The sequence below is a fragment of the Endozoicomonas sp. ALD040 genome, assembly GCF_049275945.1.
Classification (GTDB): domain Bacteria; phylum Pseudomonadota; class Gammaproteobacteria; order Pseudomonadales; family Endozoicomonadaceae; genus Endozoicomonas_A.
On the sequence record NZ_CP184829.1, the window covers coordinates 5,656,523 to 5,675,066 of the forward strand.

At 46.5% G+C, this 18,544-nt stretch carries 18 protein-coding genes; 11 read left to right on the forward strand and 7 right to left on the reverse strand.

Going from position 1 to position 18,544, the window contains the following annotated elements; all coding sequences use genetic code 11:
* Positions 1–39: 39 nt before the first annotated feature.
* Positions 40–858, forward strand: coding sequence for an exodeoxyribonuclease III (gene xthA, locus ACOJUN_RS20435; protein WP_422133724.1), 819 nt, complete (start codon positions 40–42; stop codon positions 856–858).
* Positions 859–925: 67 nt separating this feature from the next.
* Here xthA and ACOJUN_RS20440 read toward each other — a convergent pair whose 3' ends face one another.
* Positions 926–1,741 carry an MOSC domain-containing protein gene (locus ACOJUN_RS20440; protein WP_422133725.1) on the reverse strand — a complete coding sequence of 272 codons (816 nt, stop codon included), beginning with the start codon at positions 1,739–1,741 and terminating at the stop codon, positions 926–928.
* 105 nt (positions 1,742–1,846) lie between these two features.
* On the opposite strand from ACOJUN_RS20440, the gene ACOJUN_RS20445 reads away from it, so the two are divergent.
* The 3 genes from ACOJUN_RS20445 (at position 1,847) to ACOJUN_RS20455 (ending at position 3,383) form a co-directional block, all read left to right on the forward strand.
* Positions 1,847–2,647 (forward strand): TatD family hydrolase, encoded by an 801-nt coding sequence (locus ACOJUN_RS20445; protein ID WP_422133726.1) that lies wholly within the window; start codon positions 1,847–1,849, stop codon positions 2,645–2,647.
* Between the two features lie 195 nt (positions 2,648–2,842).
* The gene (locus ACOJUN_RS20450; protein ID WP_422133727.1) at positions 2,843–3,121 is read left to right on the forward strand and encodes a type II toxin-antitoxin system RelB/DinJ family antitoxin; all 279 of its coding nucleotides are present in this window, start codon (positions 2,843–2,845) and stop codon (positions 3,119–3,121) included.
* On the forward strand, positions 3,111–3,383 hold the full coding sequence (locus ACOJUN_RS20455) for a type II toxin-antitoxin system YafQ family toxin (RefSeq protein WP_422133728.1): 273 nt from the start codon (positions 3,111–3,113) through the stop codon (positions 3,381–3,383). The genes ACOJUN_RS20450 and ACOJUN_RS20455 overlap by 11 nt, the downstream gene beginning before the upstream one ends.
* Before the next feature lie 100 nt (positions 3,384–3,483).
* Here the strand turns inward: ACOJUN_RS20455 and ACOJUN_RS20460 are convergent, their stop codons facing one another.
* From ACOJUN_RS20460 to ACOJUN_RS20470, 3 genes are all read right to left on the reverse strand, one after another.
* Positions 3,484–4,326, reverse strand: coding sequence for a cation diffusion facilitator family transporter (locus ACOJUN_RS20460; RefSeq protein WP_422133729.1), 843 nt, complete (start codon positions 4,324–4,326; stop codon positions 3,484–3,486).
* Between the two features lie 406 nt (positions 4,327–4,732).
* Positions 4,733–5,746 carry an IS110 family transposase gene (locus tag ACOJUN_RS20465; RefSeq protein WP_422132667.1) on the reverse strand — a complete coding sequence of 338 codons (1,014 nt, stop codon included), beginning with the start codon at positions 5,744–5,746 and terminating at the stop codon, positions 4,733–4,735.
* Positions 5,747–6,011: 265 nt separating this feature from the next.
* On the reverse strand, positions 6,012–6,287 hold the full coding sequence (locus tag ACOJUN_RS20470) for a glutaredoxin family protein (RefSeq protein ID WP_422133730.1): 276 nt from the start codon (positions 6,285–6,287) through the stop codon (positions 6,012–6,014).
* A gap of 150 nt (positions 6,288–6,437) precedes the next feature.
* On the opposite strand from ACOJUN_RS20470, the gene ACOJUN_RS20475 reads away from it, so the two are divergent.
* The 7 genes from ACOJUN_RS20475 (at position 6,438) to ACOJUN_RS20505 (ending at position 16,187) form a co-directional block, all read left to right on the forward strand.
* Positions 6,438–8,372: a cation:proton antiporter gene (locus tag ACOJUN_RS20475; RefSeq protein ID WP_422133731.1), complete on the forward strand. Its 1,935-nt coding sequence runs from the start codon at positions 6,438–6,440 to the stop codon at positions 8,370–8,372.
* 255 nt (positions 8,373–8,627) lie between these two features.
* Entirely contained in the window at positions 8,628–10,067 is a 1,440-nt protein-coding gene (locus ACOJUN_RS20480; protein WP_422133732.1) for a hypothetical protein, read from the forward strand.
* A 142-nt stretch (positions 10,068–10,209) separates the two neighbouring features.
* Positions 10,210–11,778, forward strand: a complete 1,569-nt coding sequence (locus ACOJUN_RS20485) for a hypothetical protein (RefSeq protein ID WP_422133733.1) — start codon at positions 10,210–10,212, stop codon at positions 11,776–11,778.
* A 105-nt stretch (positions 11,779–11,883) separates the two neighbouring features.
* The gene (locus ACOJUN_RS20490) at positions 11,884–12,084 is read left to right on the forward strand and encodes a DUF2970 domain-containing protein (protein ID WP_422133734.1); all 201 of its coding nucleotides are present in this window, start codon (positions 11,884–11,886) and stop codon (positions 12,082–12,084) included.
* A gap of 637 nt (positions 12,085–12,721) precedes the next feature.
* Positions 12,722–14,377: a nitrite/sulfite reductase gene (locus tag ACOJUN_RS20495; RefSeq protein WP_422133735.1), complete on the forward strand. Its 1,656-nt coding sequence runs from the start codon at positions 12,722–12,724 to the stop codon at positions 14,375–14,377.
* Positions 14,361–14,858 (forward strand): DUF934 domain-containing protein, encoded by a 498-nt coding sequence (locus ACOJUN_RS20500; protein ID WP_422133736.1) that lies wholly within the window; start codon positions 14,361–14,363, stop codon positions 14,856–14,858. The genes ACOJUN_RS20495 and ACOJUN_RS20500 overlap by 17 nt, the downstream gene beginning before the upstream one ends.
* 159 nt (positions 14,859–15,017) lie before the next feature.
* Positions 15,018–16,187 (forward strand): cation:proton antiporter, encoded by a 1,170-nt coding sequence (locus tag ACOJUN_RS20505; protein WP_422133737.1) that lies wholly within the window; start codon positions 15,018–15,020, stop codon positions 16,185–16,187.
* On the opposite strand, the gene ACOJUN_RS20510 is transcribed toward ACOJUN_RS20505, so the two are convergent.
* The 3 genes from ACOJUN_RS20510 to nudC all read right to left on the reverse strand — a co-directional run bounded on the left by ACOJUN_RS20510 (position 16,149) and on the right by nudC (position 18,507).
* Complete coding sequence (locus ACOJUN_RS20510) at positions 16,149–16,415, reverse strand: hypothetical protein (RefSeq protein ID WP_422133738.1); 267 nt, start codon at positions 16,413–16,415, stop codon at positions 16,149–16,151. The two genes, ACOJUN_RS20505 and ACOJUN_RS20510, sit on opposite strands and share 39 nt — an antisense overlap.
* A gap of 73 nt (positions 16,416–16,488) precedes the next feature.
* Complete coding sequence (gene sohB, locus ACOJUN_RS20515) at positions 16,489–17,520, reverse strand: protease SohB (protein WP_422133739.1); 1,032 nt, start codon at positions 17,518–17,520, stop codon at positions 16,489–16,491.
* 207 nt (positions 17,521–17,727) lie between these two features.
* A complete protein-coding gene (nudC, locus tag ACOJUN_RS20520) occupies positions 17,728–18,507 on the reverse strand; it encodes an NAD(+) diphosphatase (RefSeq protein ID WP_422133740.1) in 780 nt (259 codons plus the stop codon).
* Between the last annotated feature and the right edge of the window lie 37 nt (positions 18,508–18,544).

Here is an 18,544-nt window from a genome sequence, read left to right on the forward strand (position 1 = left end):
GATGCAGCTGATACCACCCAAGGAAGCCGTTTCAAGGTTATGAAAGTCATTACATTCAATGTCAATGGAATCCGTGTTCGTCTGCATCAACTCAAGGCCCTGATCGAAAAGCATCAGCCGGAAGTCATTGGACTGCAGGAGATCAAAGTCACTGATGAAGATTTCCCGGTCGAGGCTATTGAAGCCCTGGGTTATCATGTTGAGTATTTCGGACAGAAAACACACTATGGTGTTGCCTTGATGAGTCGTCGAAAGCCTGTCCGGGTCGAGAAAGGTTTCAAAACCGATGGCCCTGATGCCCAGAGGCGCCTTATCACCGGAGAATACCAGACCGACAGTGGCCAATCCTTTACCGTCATTAATGGTTATTTCCCTCAGGGCGAGAGCCGTGATCACCCTACCAAGTTTCCAGCCAAGCAGGCTTTTTATCGGGATCTGATGAGCACTCTGGATAAAGAGTATTCACCGGATCAGCCTTTGCTGGTTATGGGCGACTTTAATATCTCCCACACGGATACTGACATTGGTATCGGCCCCGATAATGCAAAGCGCTGGCTAAGAAGCGGGAAATGCAGTTTTCTGCCGGAAGAAAGAGAGTGGTTTGATCGTCTTCTGGCCTGGGGCTTCAATGATTGCTTTCGTGTGTGCCCTGAAAAGAACAGCGAAGAACTTTACAGCTGGTTTGACTACCGCAGTCGTGGATTTGATCGTGAGCCCAAACGAGGTCTTCGAATAGATGGTGTTATCGCAACGGACTCTTTGATGACGCACTGCAAAGCAACGGGCATTGATTACGATATTCGTGGTCTTGAGAAGCCTTCAGATCATGCTCCTCTCTGGGTAGAATTCGACGTTTGATTGTTATCTGATGCAAAATAGCCTCTTATATCAAGAGGCTAGAGTATTTTTATAATGCTCTTTGAGCCTATTCGATAATCTCAACGGTGTCGCCCAATCGGATAATGCCTTCTGATTCATGGATCAGGTTTTGTCCAAAAATGACGCCCATCTCCGTTCTTCTGTAACCTGACAATGTCAATAGCGGATCTTTTCCTGTCTTGGCGCCTGTTGCCGGATCAACCGTTGTCATGACACATCGACTGCAAGGCTTGGCGACACGGAAAACCACCTCACCTATTTTGATTCTTTTCCAACGATCTTCTGCATAAGCCTCGTTGCCCTGAACGACAATATTGGGTCTGAAACGGTCCATGGTGACCGGAGTATCAAGGCGGCTGTTAAGCTCCTGCAATGAAGCTTCTGTGGTCAGAAGAAAAGGGAAACCATCAGCAAAAGCCGTGCAGTCGCCCTCATTGGCAAAACGAAGATCCACCTGACGATGCACCTGATTTGAGAACTTAACCATTCTGCATGGCAAGCCAAGACATTCCGTGAGCCATCGGGATGCGGCATCGCCCGCATCAAGCGCCTGCATTTCATCTTTCCAAACCACAACAGGCTTTTGCGAGGCTGCAGACGCTTGCTCCGGGTCTTTAATGATGAGATCAGACATGCCCGGTGCAGACAGGTTCAATCCACCTTCGTCTGGAATGGCAGCAATCAATGCCATTTTTGGATAATGGCGCTGGGTCATAAATTTGCCATCGGGCTCGACGACCAGCCAGCGTCGATCATTAATAAATCCCATAGGATCAATAACAGCCTGATCGACTGAAATCTTCTTGAGTGACTTCACCGGGTGAATGGCAAGATGGGACACAGTCAGGGAAGAATGAGTCATTAAAGTCTCACTATGAATTTAAAGATTGAGCGCATAGCCCGATTGCCATGCCCACCTTATTTTGGAGAGAATGTACCAGATTTTTACCTGTAACTTCGAGGTTTTATGAACCCTAATCTGGTGGACATCGGTGTGAACCTCACCGATAAGCAATTTTCAGAGGATCGGGATGAAGTCGTGGCGCGTGCCGTTAAAGCAGGCGTGAATACGATGGTTCTTACAGGAACCTCTGTTGTTGAGTCTCAGCAGGCATTGGAACTGGCCGAAAAGTATTCCGATTACTGCTACTCAACGGCCGGTATTCATCCGCACGATGCAAAAAATGCCACAGAGTCCTGTTACAAAGTCCTGAAAGAGCTGTTTCAGGCACCGCCAGTAGTTGCTGCGGGTGAAATGGGTCTGGACTTTAATCGGGATTTTTCACCCAGACCGATTCAGGAAACCGTTTTTCAGCAACAGTTACAGCTGGCCGTTGAAGCAGGTCTTCCTGCTTTCTGCCATGAACGCGATGCAGCTGAGCGTTTTACAGCCATTGCCAGAGAGTTCAGAGATCATCTTGATGGGCTGGTTGTGCATTGTTTTACAGCCGACAAAAAAGCGCTCTATCAATACCTTGATCTGGATCTGCACATTGGCATAACCGGCTGGGTTTGTGATGAAAGGCGTGGTATGCACCTGCATTCATTACTGAAAGAGATTCCGGCAAATCGCCTGATGATAGAAACTGATGCCCCCTGGCTTCTGCCCAGAAGCATGGACAAAAAACCAAAGAGCAGGAGGAATGAGCCTGCCTTTTTGTCCTGGGTAGTGAAAACCATTGCCGAGCAAACGGGAAAAACCTATGAACAAGTGGCCAGAGAGACATCAGAAACGGCCAGTAGCTTTTTCGGACTGGTGAAGCGGTAACTCTACATTTGCCTTCCCGCGCAGAGTGGTTGGAGTTTTGCGACAACCTCTTCAGGGCGGGTTTCCTTGACCGGATTTCCTTTTTTTAGCCAGGGAAGCGACATCAACTGCACTTGAATATCGCCGATATCTTTCTATAATTCGTTGTACAATGTATAGCAATGTAATACATATTTGACTTATAGAGAGTAAAACATGAAGCAGGAAATGCTCAGTGCCCGTATCGATCACGATACCAAGGCCGCCTTTACTAATATCTGCGAAGCTGTTGGTTTAAGTACTTCTCAGGCTATTAATCTCTTTGCCAAAGCGGTAATCAATCACGGTGGAATCCCCTTTGAACTGCGAGTTCAGAAGCCCAACAAAACCTCGGTGGCTGCAATGAAAGAACTGTATGAAGGCAAAGGTCAAAGCGCCGAATCCGTCAGTGTTTTAATGAATGAGCTGACTGATGGCAAGGTAAATGACGTATAGCCTGGAATATTCCAATCAGTTTAAGAAGGACTTTAAAAAGATCACCAAACTGGCCATTGCAGATATTATTGCCGTAGGTGATGTTATTGGTACTTTACAGCGAGGCCAAACGCTGGATGCCCGCCATATGGATCATGCATTGGTTGGCGACTGGCTCGGCTTCCGGGACTGCCATATCAAACCCGATTTGGTATTGATCTACCGCATCCACGATAGAAAACTGCAATTGGCTCGCATTGGTTCTCACAGTGACTTATTTTAGCAAGTCAGTCATTCCCGTAGCCGGTTTCAATATAATTGATGGGTTACCTCCAGGAACGAGTGGGCTCTATGAATATCAAGGCTTGGGTGCACTAGCTTTTTCAATTTGGATCCAGATGAACAATGACGTCGGCATTGGGAAGGAACGCCATAATGGCATCTTCCGCTGCCTGACCAATGTCATGAGCCTCGTGCAAGCTCTGATCACCATCAAGGTCGATGTGCATCTGGATAAAGGGAACCCGACCAGAAATACGGGTTCTCATCTCATGAATACCAAGAACCCCTTCAATAGCCAGCACAATGCGTTCAATGTCCTGAACCTGCTGCTCTGGCAATGAATGGTCCATAAGCTGCTGAACCGCATCCCACGCCATTTTGCCAACACTGACCAGCATATAAATCGAAATCAGGAGAGCAAATCCCGGATCAAGATAGAAATAACCCTGACTGGCACCATAGAGCGCAATAATAACAGAGGCATTGGTGAGCAGGTCGACCCGGTAATGTGCGGAATCTGCAGCAATGGCAGCAGATCCGGTCTTCTTCACAACATAGTTTTGTATAGACAGAAGTATGAGAGTCACCACGATCGAGAAAAGCATGACGGTCATGCCCACTGTTTCATTGTCAACGCTGCCTTCCTCTCCTAACAGCTGGTCAGTTGCGCTGAGAAACAAAATAATGGCCGAGCCAGAAATAAAAGCAGATTGAGCCAGAACAGCCAGATACTCAGCTTTGCCATGGCCAAATCGATGCTCTTTATCGGCAGGTTCGAGGGAAATTTTGACTGCCACGAGTGTGATCACCGAGGCAACCACATCCATGACAGAATCCAGCAGTGTTGCCAGAACACTCAGAGAACCGGTCATAAACCAGGCGGCAATTTTAACGAATAAGAGGATGGCGGCAGTTGTGACTGAGGCCATTGAAGCGAGCTTCATTAACTTTTCATGGCTGTCAGAGATTTTTTTAAAGGCTGTAGACATACGATCCATCAATGTTGTGTAAACTGTTTCCCTAGTTTCAGAATACTGAATCTGTAATAAAAATCCTAGGAGCCTATATGGTCCGCCCCGTTTTGCAAGAGCCTGTTTTGTTAATTAGCAAACAAAGATAACTGCAATCATATATACGGCCTATTCATGAGGTCTAACCCTCTGGCCCTGATGGGTATCCGCGCAACCTGGCCTTATCAGTCCGACGGCCTCAAGGGCCAAGGCTCCTATCAGGTTTCAGGTTGCCGGTTTTTACCTGTTTGCCATCAACTGTACATGCTCATCGCAATCTGCGGGGGGTTCCCCTTTGATTAAGCTTATGCTTTACTTTGCCGCTGCCGCCTTTACCTCATTATGCAGCCTTGTAAACTTCATTTCGGGTCATGATGACCCAGACAATCCGAGCCATTTTATTAGCCAGACCAACGGCGGCAACGTTGTGATTGCTGCGCTCATTAAGTTGGCTAACCCATTTTTTACAGCGGTCATCCTTATTTTTGAGGCAGTGGAGTACCGAACGTGCGCCGTGTATCAATAATGTGCGCAGGTATTTATCACCCCGTTTACTGATGCCCAGCAGGACTGACTTACCGCCTGTGGAATGCTGTCTTGGAACTAATCCCAACCATGCGGCAAGGTGTCGACCAGATTTAAAATACGTCGCATCACCAACGGCTGCCTTCAATGCTGTGGCAGTGATGGCTCCGATACCCGGCATAGTCATCATTCGACGACATTCGTCGTCGTTTTCAGCCAGCTCCTGAATTTTCTGGTCATACTGTTGAATACGCTTGTCAAGACTGGCCAACTCTTCTGATAAACCATGTAGCAGCTCACGAGTCAGCGAATGGAGTCCATTTTCAGCATCTTCCAGAATTCGTGGAAGCTGTGCACGAACTTTACCAATACCCTGGGCAACCACAATACCTTCTTCCAATAGTGACCCCCGGATCTGGTTAACCAGGGCAGTTCTCTGATCAACCGCTTGTTGACGATAGCGGTGCAGAAGTTGCCAGGCCTGCTGCTCTGACGTTTTAACAGGTACAAAACGCATGCTGGGCCGTGAAGCTGCTTCTGCAATCGCTTCAGCATCGTTGTAGTCATTTTTGTTGGTCTTGACATAAGGCTTGACAAATTGAGGTGAAATCAGCTTGACAGTATGCCCATAGTTCTTGAATAACCGAGCCAAATAGTGAGCACCACCACAAGCTTCCATAGCGATAATGCATGGCTCCAGATTTGCCACGTACTCCAAAAGGTTCTTCCTGGACAACTTCTTTCTGATGACTTTGCTACCCTGGTCATCAACACCAAACAGGTGAAAGTTGTTCTTGCCAATATCGATACCAAGTACTGAAATAGTCATGGGTGGTTCGCTCCGGTTAATCCTGTTTAAATGGTTAACTCCATTTTGGCTCATTTGAAGCCGTTTAGGAGGGGCGGACCATCCCATTAGACCGAGAATAGCGCCCGTAGCGAGGACGGCAGAAAATTGAGGATGAAAATTCGGTTTTGTGAGGAGAATAGCGAGCTATTTGACGAACAAAAGCGGATTTTCAGACCAATTTGCTGCCGCCGCAGTAGGGCAGTCTATTCTCGGTCAGGCTCCTAGGAGCCTGACTAAGAAGCCATCAACTCCGGGATGAATGCTCAGTCAGGTGGTTATAGATCCATTCTCCGAGCTCTTCCATTTCAAACGGCCAGCCTATCTCGTCACCCTCTTCGGTAGCGATCACCGGGATTCGGACACCATATCGTTCAATCAAATCGTCAGATACGCTGATTTCAACCGCCGACCAACAGAATTGACTATGAAGTTGGGGATGTTGGCCGAGAATTATAAGGAACTCTTCAACATGATCACACAGATGGCAACCAGATGTGGTATAGAAAGATAAGTGCAGCACAAGTTTTCCTGAACAGCGGGAGGCTAAGTCGGATACAATTGTAACCGTTCATTTAGCTCACCCCAAAATTTTGCTAGAGAGCTGTATTTTCACTGTAAAAAGAATAACCAGGCCCTATAAACGATGGACTTTACTTTTTTCAATCAATTGATGTTAATTCTGGCTCTCTCCGTGGGAGCCATTGCTCTGTTTCATCGCCTGAATCTGCCCGAAAGCCTTGGCTATCTGGCGGTGGGTATCGTGCTTGGCCCCACCGCTACCGGCTTGATCGATCATAGCTTTGATATCAGCTTGCTGGCAGAAATTGGCGTGGTCTTCCTGCTGTTTACTCTTGGTCTGGAGTTTTCGCTTAAACGAATTAAGTCCATGAAGCGGGAAGTGTTTGGGCTTGGGGGCGGGCAGGTCCTCTTGTGTGGGGCAGGAATCTTTGCGGTTTTGCTGGTGGTTGGAACATCAGTAAAAGAAGCTTTGATCGTCGCAGCAGCTCTTGCTTTATCTTCTACTGCGATTGTTTCCAAAGAGTTGACCCAGAGCAATGAAATTCGCAGTCGTCAGGGCCAGATGGCGATTGGTGTGCTGCTGTTCCAGGACATTGCCGCAGTTCTGTTCCTGATTCTGGTTCCAGCCCTGGCGGGGGCGGGAGACAAATCAGTCTTCACCACCATTAGCATGGCTCTGGCCAAGGGCCTGCTTTTTGTCCTTCTCATGATGGCCGTTGGTAAATGGATTTTGCCCAGAGTCTTCAACGAAGTCGCGAGGGCCCGCTCTGAAGAGTTATTTGTATTAACCGCTCTCATGGTTGCTCTGATGGCGGCCTGGTTAACCCATGTTCTGGGTTTGTCCATGGCTCTGGGTGGTTTTATTGCTGGCATGATGATGGGTGAGAGTAACTATAAGCATCAGGTGGAAGCGGATATCCGACCTTTCCGGGATATTTTACTGGGACTGTTCTTTGTCTCCGTCGGGCTGATGCTGGATCTGAATATCCTGCTGAATTTCTGGCCAGCGATTATCCTGGGTACAGTGGGTCTGGTCATCTTCAAACTGGGTATCATTACGCTACTGGCAAGGGTGCTCAGAGAGAAAAAAAGCACTTCACTCAAAACCGGTCTGGCTCTGGCTCAGGGGGGGGAATTCTGTTTTGCCCTCATTGCTCTGGCTACTCAATATGGCCAAACGGAGGGAGAAAGAGCTTCCGTGGTGCTGGCCATCACTATTCTATCCATGATTCTGGCGCCATTGCTCATCAGAAACAGCAGCAAAATTGTCAATCTTTTATATAAGAAACAGGAGGCTATACAGTCCCAAATTGATCAGGGCGATATTGAGCAGCAGGTCTCCCACATCAGACAGCATACCCTCATTTGCGGCTACGGCCGTGTGGGACAGACAATAAGCCGATTCCTGGGGCAGGAAAAGCTGGCCTTTGTAGCAGTAGATAATGACCCCTTACATGTTCATGAAGCCGGACTTGCAGGCGAACCTGTCTTTTATGGAGACTCGCGTCGTTTGGAGCTTCTGGAGTCAGTTGGTTTGAAACGCGCCAGGCAAGTCATTGTCTGTATCGATCGCAGTGAAAATGCCCTGGAGATTGTCAAAACAATTCGTTCCCATTATCAGGATATTCCCATTCTGGTCAGAACCCAGGATGACAGTCTAACAGACTCACTCAAAAAGGCCGGTGCCACAGCCGTTATTCCTGAAGTGCTCGAATCCAGTTTGTTGATCGTCAAGCATGTTCTGTTAATGCTGGGCATAGATCGTAATCAGGTCAGAGACAAGATCCATAAAGCCAGAGAACAACAATACGATATTCTCAATGGTTACTATCCCGGCTATGAAGATGTTATGGGAGACAGCGAGGAAACTTCTTTACGGCATGCTGTTAACGTTTGCCGGGGTAATACCTGTGAAGGATTGAATCCCCGTGATTTACCGCTTGAAGACGATGTTTCTGTTGTTGAAGTAAAACGGGACGGCCAAAGTCTGGATCCGGAAGAAGTGGATGCCCTCGAACAAGACGATATTGTTATTCTGACCGGGCCTCTTGCACCTATGCAGCAATCTGAAAAGAACCTTATCTGATATTTTGGCAGTCCTGAAATACGGGCTGCCACATTCTCAAAACCCTTCCGAAACATTTAGCTTTTTTCAGTGTGAGATAACTGCCTGAGATAACAGTCACCATTTATATAATAAAAAGAACTCCATTCATTTCAATATGATACAAGAATAACCTAATAATTATTCAAACAGACACTATAATGAATTTTCGAAAGGACTTCTGTGTAAAACAGGGCGTTAACAAAAACTTTTATAATATTAAAATAGGTGAATACTATGGTCATTCGATCGATTCGGCTGTCCCTCAGTTCGTGTTTTTTGCTGATGTTGATTCTGACCATAAAGCCCTTAAACAGTCACGCCATCTTTCTTGAATTTTACTTGCCACCCTACTTCTCCGGCATGGAAGGACATCCGATTGTTTCCAGAGAAGAACTTCCTCAGAATACTACCCTGATCCAGCAGCAAGAACCTTTTTTCTGCAATGACTACGAGACTAATTTTAATTATTTTAACAGTCTTCCATCCGCCTCATTAATCAAGTTTGGTGGTTTCGCATTGTTGGGATCAGCTTTTACCAATTCAATAGCAGGCGGAGTTGATCCTCATAATTACTGGCACAAGCCTGTTTTTCTGTTGAATCTGGTCACCATTCTTTCCTGGTCCATCCCTCAGACCAGCTTCACCAACGAATACGCTCTACCTGTTGCAGAATACCGCGAAGTCGAAAAGGTGTTAGACCAAATAAAAACGACAGAAAGCAACGAGACTCAGCGTTATAAGGAAGAACCTTCAGCCGGTTACGTCCTGACGGGCCTGTCATTTGTTGGCCTTAATTTATTCGCTGAATTTTATAATGCCAACAATCCATCTCCGGGACCCGGAGTGAATATGCTGGAAAATTTCGCCATCGGAGCTAAATCCATTGGTGTCACCAGCAATATGGCATCAGCCCTGAGAACTCAATTAAAAAATATCTACCTGAGTAAAGGCTTTACAAGTTACGAAGCGACTGCGGCAGCATCAAGAGATGTAACAACCATCTACGTTGTCCTTCTGGCTGGGGTGGTAAACACGGGTCTGCTCAACTCAGCAGCCATGGAAGGTATAAACGCCAAAGATATTGAGCAGTATTCATTGGCGATGGCTCGTTATGTCGGTCGAAAATACTACCACGTATCCCTATCGGGCGGCCTGATGATCAGTGCCGCTTATGAAACCATTGGCTCTCTTGAGAATTACTGTATGGCAAACTTTGATCATGTTTTACCTCATGCCCACTATGGGGAGTCAGAAAAACTGGTTTTATGTAAAGGGTTAGCTTCTGTTTCTATGGCCAGCATGAGCGGTCTGGCCTTATTGAAATTATCCAGTGGTTTGCCCTGGGTCTATCTTGTGAATGCTCTAGAAGCAGCGGGTCTGGTCAACACTGAAATGGCGATCACTCTGGGTCGAAACCTGTTCGATCATCCGATTGCTAAAGATACGGCAGGGCTCGCCATGGGAGGCGCTATTACGGCAGGTTCGCTTTACCTCAACCTCCGATACTTCCCCGGATCGATGATGATGTACATACTCCAGGGCTCCGGGTTAATCATGATCTACGAAACGGGCTCTGCACTGGTAAGTCATTCTTATCCGACTGCAGGAAAGGTACTGGCACTTGGTCATACCGTGATGGGAAATTATGACTATGCCTGTAAGCCAAGACCTTAAGGTCTCAGTTATCAAACCCCTCAAGCTTTCAGGTGTTTTTATTATTAAAGGATGCTCTATGCAATTAATGCTCAAACAGTTAATTTTTTTGGTTTTATCTGCTTGCTTCACTTCTCTCTGTGTTGGCCAAACAAACTCGAAGTTGCGTGATCCTCATACTGCTCCGGCTCCGGGTTTTGAAACGGGAATCGATGTACATGCTGCCTGGTTTCAGCAGCACTTTGGTGTTGATGCTATACAAGAGCAGGAGTCCGTAGAATTTATCATAACTGAGTTACCGGATATGTATTCGGAAGAGGCAAGAGAATATCTCGAGGTGACATTACCTGGCTTGTTAAAGGCAAGAAGTCTGGATCACGAAATTCGGGCACCCTGTAATCAGCAGAGACTCAAGTGTGATGTTGAGATTTACCTTTTCAATCAACAGGAAACTTCAAAGCAGCTGACAGAGATTGTGCGCTTTACGGTACTTACGCAGATAAAGCCAGCCGAAGTATCCTCAGGCTCTGATCATTCATCATTAGAAAAAGATGCCCAGTCGCATTGTACTGCGAAAATGGATTGTCCTACCGCTACTGATTCGGAAACAAAAACGGCTTTATTTCAGGAGTCAGATCTGCCTGAACTTGGTACGGACTGGCTGGAAAAAGTCCATGTTTATCAAAATAAGGAGAATGGAGACAGTCTGGTCATAAGGAATAACATTGTTTATTACACCGGTAAATCACTGACTGTTCTTCTCAAACTTTTCAATTCCCTGCTCTTCAGCTCGGGACCTGTTGATACCAGTGACGGATATTATGGACATTTCGCCAACGCTCAAATACTGGCAGAAGCTCTGGCATTGGGGGATATAATACCGCTTTTGATCAGAGATCATAATTGGTCTTACATCACACCTCAGATAGATGCCAGCGGTTACACTTTGTCTCTTGCTATTTTTTGCACCTATTTACATTATCGGGATAATCTGGGCCTGGTTCTAAACAAGAAAGAGATGTCTGAGTCTGATGTGCGGATATTCTATACGTGGAAGCTGTTTGCGAATATTGCGACCAAAGCGATTAATGAGGTTGCTGAGAAGAAAATATTTGCCAAAGAGACCGATAGCGAGATTAATAAAATGAAATCCTCGCTGTTCACCAGTTTAGTTACAGCCCTTCCCTATGGAACAAAGTTAATGGTCACTGCCTTTACGGGTAATACCTATGCCAATAATATATTGAAGGCGGTACCGGCAGATCACTTCCTCTCCTGCTCGATCAGTGTCAATGGTGCCTGCATTCAACTGTTCTTCCATCGTATTCTGGGTGAAGCTGATATAACCATTGTTCCTGCCACCAGTCTGGAACCGGCCAAAAAAGTGACATCTGGCCTTTCCTATATCCCGTCAGCCATAACACAGGCTGCCATAGGAAAAGCGTTTAATAGCCTTGGAATGACTGTATGCGGTGGACATTACATAAAAGGAGCCGGGTATGCATTGGTTGATGGTGCCGATAAATATCTGGTGGCTCAGGGGGCCAGTGACTTTACCCGCTATTCAGCGTTAATGGCTGGCTCTCTTTTTATGAGTTACAGCAACTACTCATTCAGTAAGACATTTGCGAGCGGATTCACCAATCGCTATGCAAAATATCTCATGATTTGGGCGACTACAACTTTTATGACATTGTCTGAACTCTACTTTCACACGTCTACCTTGAGGTGATTTTTAAGATTATCACGCTTTGTTAATTTTTCTCCTGTCATATCACTTGCGACTTCATCACTGGCATGTAATAAATGAGACGAACTCACGAAACGGGGAATTATCATGGCAAAGGGCACTGGCTTCCTGTCAACGCTGCAGAGCGCCTTAGCGTCTGCGTTTGGTGTGCAGAGTGAAAAAAACAGGGCGCGTGATTTTTCGCAGGGACGTCCGGCGCACTTCATCATCGCCGGTATTGTGGGAACGCTTGTTTTTATTCTGATCCTGGTAATGTTGGTGAAACTGGTGCTCAGTCAGTCTGGGTAGCTTATTGATGGCTGACCCAGTATACAGCAGTAACAACAATCAGCATTACTATCGAAACAGCTGCAATGGCATCAACAGTACTGTCTTTCATGGGCTTTCCCTGAGACATTTCTCATTCCCTCAATCAGTTATTCGATGGTGCTCCTCCAAGCTAGCTGATTATCGCTTTTCGGGCAACTGCTCAATGATCCTTTTCCGCGCCATAAGTCTTGATTGAAAAGTTTATCTGGAATAATGTGTTTGTGGCACTTAAGCAAAGCTACCTATTCAGTCTCCCGAATACATGGATTTCTTCGGATATGCAGTTTTCATCTAGTTATATAAAAAAATTTTTTATTACTAAATACAAAAATACTGTTATCTTGTCTACTCTCGGTCGTAGCTGGAATCTGCATCGAGCCTGAAACAGATTTCCAGAAGCCTGATAAGTACTCAGCCATACGGAATCGAATATTTCTGGCTTATTGGGCAGGTGCTCTGCAAGGCGCAACGACGGGAACATAGCAAGCTATGTGACCAGAGTTGCAACGCAGTCAGAGTGCCTGAACAATAAGTCAGAAAATATGATTTCGTATGGTTGAGTACTTATAGTCAGGCCTCTGGATAGCTCGCCAACCCATTTAGAAAAATTATTCCCATGTATAAATACGATGAGTACGATCAACGCATCGTCGACGAAAGAGTGAGTCAGTTCAGAGAGCAGACTCGACGTTACCTCGCCGGTGAGATCGCAGAGGACGAGTTTTTACCCCTGCGTCTGCAGAATGGCCTCTATATTCAGCGTTTTGCTCCCATGCTGCGGATCGCAATCCCGTACGGCATGTTGAATACCCGCCAGGTTAGAAGACTTTCTGAAATTTCGCGCAAATATGATAAGGGCTATGTGCACTTCACTACCCGCCAGAACGTACAGTTGAACTGGCCTCTGCTTGAGCAGGTTCCTGATATCCTGGCTGATCTTGCGGAAGTTGAGATGCATGCTGTGCAGACCAGTGGTGCCTGCATTCGTAACACGACGACTGATCAGTTTGCCGGTGTTGCACGAGATGAAATTGTAGATCCAAGACCCTGGTGTGAAATCATCCGTCAATGGTCCACATTCCATCCGGAGTTTGCCTTTTTGCCTCGTAAATTCAAAATCGCTGTTTGTGGTTCTGAAGAAGATCGTGCAGCTACCATGGTTCATGACATTGGCGTCCATGCCTTTCGAAATGAGAACGGTAATGTGCGATTCAAGATACTGGCCGGTGGTGGACTGGGACGAACTCCCATGGTCGCCAGTGTCATCAGAGAGTCCATAGAGCCTGAACATTTATTGACCTATCTGGATGCCATTCTGAGGGTTTACAACCGCTATGGCCGTCGTGACAACAAATACAAGGCGCGCATCAAGATTCTTGTAAAAGCCATGACACCTGAAGTGTTCACAGAGAAAGTGGAATCAGAATGGGAGCAGATCAAAGATTCCGCATCCCTTCTGCCTGAAGCTGAGATAAAGCGTGTCAGCCAGCACTTTATTGATCCAGAATACAAGGGACTGGTGGATCAGGACTTTAATGAACTGGCTTTGAAAGCGCCAGCAGGTTTCCATTCCTGGCTGAAACAGAATGTGTTTCCCCATAAGAAACCAGGTTACTGTGCCGTCACCCTGACTTTGAAAGCTACCGGGGATGCTCCTGGTGATGTATCTGCAGAACAGCTGGATGTTATTGCTGATCTTGCCGATCATTACAGCCTGGGAGAGCTCAGAGTTAGCCACGAGCAAAATCTGATATTCGCTGACGTGGAACAAACGGCACTGATTGAACTTTGGGAAAAATTGTCAGCTGTTGGCTTGGGGACGGCCAATCGTGGCCTGTTAACCGATGTGATCTGCTGCCCGGGTGGTGATTTCTGTGCACTGGCCAATGCTCGATCTATTCCTCTGGCAGAGGAAATTCAGCGCAAGTTCGACGATATTGACTATCTGCATGACGTCGGTGAGCTGGACCTGAACATTTCAGGTTGCATGAATGCCTGTGCCCATCACCATGTGGGTCATATAGGTATTCTGGGTGTCGACAGAAAAGGCATTGAATATTATCAGGTTCAGGTCGGTGGCTCTGCTTCAAAAGAAGCTGCCCTGGGCAAGATTATTGGACCTTCATTCAAGCGTGAAGAAATTCCTGACGTGCTGGAGAAGATCCTCAGTGTTTACATAGAGCAGCGTCATGAAGATGAACTGTTTATCGATACCTGCCAGCGCATTGGCATAACCCCTTTCAAGGAGCGTGTGTATGCCCAGGCTGCTTAAAAATAGCGAAGTTTTTGAGGATGATTACCGGATTCTGGATTCAGAATCTGCAGATCAGGTATTTGCAGGGACACTGCTGATTCCAGCTAAGGAACTCGATCAATATAAGAAACTGCTTGAACAAAAGCAGCAACCAACCGGCTTGTTCCTTGATAGTGATGACGAAGTTGAAAATTATGCTGACATACTGTCCAGCTTCGACCTGATTACCATTAATTTTCCCAAGTTTATTGATGGTAGAGGCTACTCCCTGTGCCGCATCCTCAGGGACCGTTATCATTACAAAGGAGATATCAGAGCCGTGGGTGACGTGCTTATCGATCAGATTTTCATGTTGCAGCGGTGTGGCTTTTCAAGTTATTACCTCAGAGAAGACCAGAAAGCAGAAGATGCTATCAAGGCATTGGACACTTTTACCCTAAGGTATCAGGGAAGCACTGATGATCCTGAACCTCTCTACAGAAAAAGACAGGCATCTTAGAAGAGCCAGATCCAACTTGTTAAGGGCTGCTGTCAGCGGCCCTACCCTTCTCTTGTTTACCGGACTCACAGCCTTGGGTATATACTTGGCCTTTTAGCTTCAAGCAAAATGCGGGCTGGAATAGCCCTTTTATAAACAATCATTTATCTGGCGAGTCTAATGGAAAGTGGTTCCCTGCTCTTCTCTTTCTTCCTTATCTTCAGTGGTGCTGCAATACTCGCTACTGCTGCGCTGTTTACCCGTCAACCTCTCCTGGTCGCCTACATCGTACTGGGTGCCTTTCTGGGCCCCTATGGCATGGAAATGGTTACGGATACCGGGCTTTTAAATGATATTGCCCACGTCGGAATTATATTCCTGCTGTTTTTGCTCGGACTGGATATGCAGCCCGCCCACCTTGGTCATCTGCTCAAGAAAACAGCTACGGTAGGATTAATCAGTTCGATCATATTTGCACTAACCGGTTATGGACTGGGACTGGCATTTGGTTTCAGCCAAAAAGAAGCCGTCATAACCGGTGCGACAATGATGTTCTCCAGTACCATTATTGGTATCAAATTATTGCCAACCACGGTACTGCATCACAAACATACAGGCGAAATTCTTGTCAGTCTGCTGCTTTTGCAGGATCTGCTGGCGATTCTGGTTCTCCTGCTGCTGTACAACTTTGATGGTGGATTTGCCAACAGTAAAATGGATGTTCTGATGGCTCTCGCCGCACTTCCTATGATCATAGCTGCGGCTTTTTTGGCTGTTCGTTATGCTCTGCTGCCATTGATGGCACGCTTCGACCGGTTTCATGAATACATGTTCCTCTTAGCCATTGGCTGGTGTCTTGGCTTCGCTGAACTGGCCCATGCCTTGAATCTTTCCTATGAAATTGGTGCCTTTATTGCCGGGGTCAGCATTGCTACCAGCCCGATTTCTCAGTACATAGCCATTAATCTCAAGCCTTTGCGGGATTTTTTCCTGGTTCTGTTCTTCTTCTCAATCGGTGCCAGCTTTAACCTCAATTTGTTCGGAGAAGTGTGGCTGCCTGCGGTTATTATGACCGTTATTTGTCTGCTTCTGAAACCTGCCACATTTGGTATCTTACTGAGTGCCAATGAGAACAAATCAACGGCATGGGAAGTCGGTTTCAGATTGGGCCAGACCAGTGAGTTTTCTATTCTGATTGCAGTACTGGCAGCGGGACAGATGTTGATGGGAGAGATCGCAGCTCACGTCGTCCAGGCAACTGCCATATTAACATTGATCATCTCTTCCTACGTGGTGGTGTTTAACTATGAATCACCCATAGCGGTATCGGAAAAGCTGAGAAGAGACTAAACCGCACAATACGGGGTTCTCCCATCCAGATAACACTACAACTCGTTCCCATGCTCTGAGGTCGTCATTCCCGCGAAGGCGGGAATCCAGCGCCAACGGTGGATCTCTGCCTTCTCGGGGATGACAAGGCCAAGGGGGCATCGGGCAGTATGGTTCTGGTGGTGAGTCTGTGTGGATTCCCGCCTTCGCGGGAATGACGAGAATGAAGTCGGGAATGACGGGAGTCAACTCGTTCCCTCGCTGGAGAGGGTTTTGCGACACTCTCAGAGCGTGGGAACTATCCAGATATCACTTTGAGCAGTTAAGAAAAGTATCGATCCTGAGACAATCTTTCCCAGATTTTTCCGAAGGCATTGTCCAGAGTCGTTTCAGCAGCCAAGCCCAGTTTACTGGCCATTCCTTTCTTCACTTCATAACTGACCTGAATAATGTCTGAGGAGTCTACCCTGCTATAGATATACTCATCACTGGTCATGACCAGATCAATCAGGTTTTTCTCAATCGCCTGACGGCCATACCAGATTTCACCGGTAGCGACCTCTTCTACGTTGACCTGCTCACGTTCCTCCTTGATAAACTCTTTGAACAGCTCATGAGTGTCCTGGATATCCTGCTTGAACTTATCACGCCCCTTTTCAGTGTTTTCGCCAAGAACCGTCAGAGTGCGTTTAAATTCACCGGCAGTGTGCAGTTCAATATCAACATCATGCTTTTTAAGCAATTTATTGATATTGGGCAGCTGAGCCATCACACCTATGGAACCAATCACGGCAAAAGGCGCAGCAACAATCTGATTAGCCGTACAGGCCATCATATAACCGCCACTGGCAGCCACTTTATCGACTGCAATAGTGAAATTAATACCACGATCCCTAATACGTTGTAGCTGGGAAGCTGCAAGACCATAGGCATGTACCATACCTCCCGCACTTTCCAGCTTCAGAAGTACTTCATCCTTGTCTGTGATAACAGACAGTACTGCAGTGATCTCTTCACGAAGAGACTTGACTGCAGAAGCTTTCATATCGCCGTGAAAATCAAGGACATACAGACGTGGTTTTACTTGCTTTTCTTTATCCTTTTTCTTTTCCTTGTCGGCTTTCTTTTTTTCCTTTGCCAGCTGCTTCAGCCCTTCCTTGTCGAGCGTCGCATGCTGAAGATCATCCTTCAGATGCTGATAGTGTTCATTCAGTTTCTTGATTTCAAGATGCCCTTTACTGATCTTTTTGGATTTTTGTCCCATTGCAGCTGCCGCAACAATGATGATCAGCAGTGCCACAACAAATGTGACCACTTTGGCAAGGAATAAGCCGTATTCCGCCAGATACTCCAAGAGAGCCTCCAATAATTCATTTCAATATGAGTGCTTAAGGATACCTGAAAAAGAGAATGTGAAAAGTCCGTCGTTTTGCGGATGATAATGTACCGTTTCCCCATGGAGGCAGTCGGTTTGATGACCCTCTGTTCCGTATTTTTTCTGTGCTAAGAAATTGCACGGAGCTAAACATTTCGAAAGCAATAAAAAAATGATTGTATAATATCAAATATCTATCAACATCCTGGATATTGTGAATTTAGGGGGTATATCCGGCAGATCATCTCTACGGAACCATTCAGCACTCACCAGCTCTTCCTCTTCAAGCCTGATCTCACCTGATTTATATTCAGCGTGATAGCCCAGCATCAAGGCATGGGGAAAGGGCCAGCTCTGACTGAGTTGGTACTTTATTTCACCGACCTCCAGACCCACTTCCTCCCTGATCTCTCTTATAACTGCTTCCTCAGCACTCTCACCCGGCTCGACAAAGCCCGCGATGACTGTATGCATTGTTGTATCACGCAAATGTCGCTGATGTTGAACAAGCAGTACTTCATCCCCTTTATGAACAAGAACTATGATGCACGGAGATATCCTTGGATAGTAAGTCATCTCACAGGCTGAACAAACCATTGACCAATCCCCTTCGCTTGACCTGCATGGACTACCACAGCGGCCACAGAATTGGTGGTCTTTTCTGGATCTCAGGATTTGAGCGGCATGACTGTATAACGCCACCATCGATTCAGGTTGCATCGCCATATATTGTCGGGCATTAACAGCACTCCCCTCTTCAGGAATTCGGTCTGTTTTTATGACCGACACCGAATATTCGTCCAGATTTCCAGTTCTGATTGATTCGTGGTCATCCATCCAGGGGTGTTTCTCCCAGAGGAACTCCCCCTCGGAATTCATCAGGATGTCATGACCAGACAGAATTAGATAACGATCAGCATTACCCCCTTCCGGGGTCCAGCCGTTTGCAGGTTGGTATTGGTGCATGTATGTCACTGCTTTCGATGATGAGTTAATGGTCAGT

What these genes read in the sequence shown, in the direction of transcription:
- xthA (WP_422133724.1), top strand. Translation starts at nt 40, where the DNA reads ATGAAAGTCATTACATTCAATGTCAATGGAATCCGTGTTCGTCTGCAT.
- ACOJUN_RS20440 (WP_422133725.1), bottom strand. Translation starts at nt 1,741, where the DNA reads ATGACTCATTCTTCCCTGACTGTGTCCCATCTTGCCATTCACCCGGTG.
- ACOJUN_RS20445 (WP_422133726.1), top strand. Translation starts at nt 1,847, where the DNA reads ATGAACCCTAATCTGGTGGACATCGGTGTGAACCTCACCGATAAGCAA.
- ACOJUN_RS20450 (WP_422133727.1), top strand. Translation starts at nt 2,843, where the DNA reads ATGAAGCAGGAAATGCTCAGTGCCCGTATCGATCACGATACCAAGGCC.
- ACOJUN_RS20455 (WP_422133728.1), top strand. Translation starts at nt 3,111, where the DNA reads ATGACGTATAGCCTGGAATATTCCAATCAGTTTAAGAAGGACTTTAAA.
- ACOJUN_RS20460 (WP_422133729.1), bottom strand. Translation starts at nt 4,326, where the DNA reads ATGAAGCTCGCTTCAATGGCCTCAGTCACAACTGCCGCCATCCTCTTA.
- ACOJUN_RS20465 (WP_422132667.1), bottom strand. Translation starts at nt 5,746, where the DNA reads ATGACTATTTCAGTACTTGGTATCGATATTGGCAAGAACAACTTTCAC.
- ACOJUN_RS20475 (WP_422133731.1), top strand. Translation starts at nt 6,438, where the DNA reads ATGTTAATTCTGGCTCTCTCCGTGGGAGCCATTGCTCTGTTTCATCGC.
- ACOJUN_RS20480 (WP_422133732.1), top strand. Translation starts at nt 8,628, where the DNA reads ATGGTCATTCGATCGATTCGGCTGTCCCTCAGTTCGTGTTTTTTGCTG.
- ACOJUN_RS20490 (WP_422133734.1), top strand. Translation starts at nt 11,884, where the DNA reads ATGGCAAAGGGCACTGGCTTCCTGTCAACGCTGCAGAGCGCCTTAGCG.
- ACOJUN_RS20495 (WP_422133735.1), top strand. Translation starts at nt 12,722, where the DNA reads ATGTATAAATACGATGAGTACGATCAACGCATCGTCGACGAAAGAGTG.
- ACOJUN_RS20500 (WP_422133736.1), top strand. Translation starts at nt 14,361, where the DNA reads ATGCCCAGGCTGCTTAAAAATAGCGAAGTTTTTGAGGATGATTACCGG.
- ACOJUN_RS20505 (WP_422133737.1), top strand. Translation starts at nt 15,018, where the DNA reads ATGGAAAGTGGTTCCCTGCTCTTCTCTTTCTTCCTTATCTTCAGTGGT.
- nudC (WP_422133740.1), bottom strand. Translation starts at nt 18,507, where the DNA reads ATGCACCAATACCAACCTGCAAACGGCTGGACCCCGGAAGGGGGTAAT.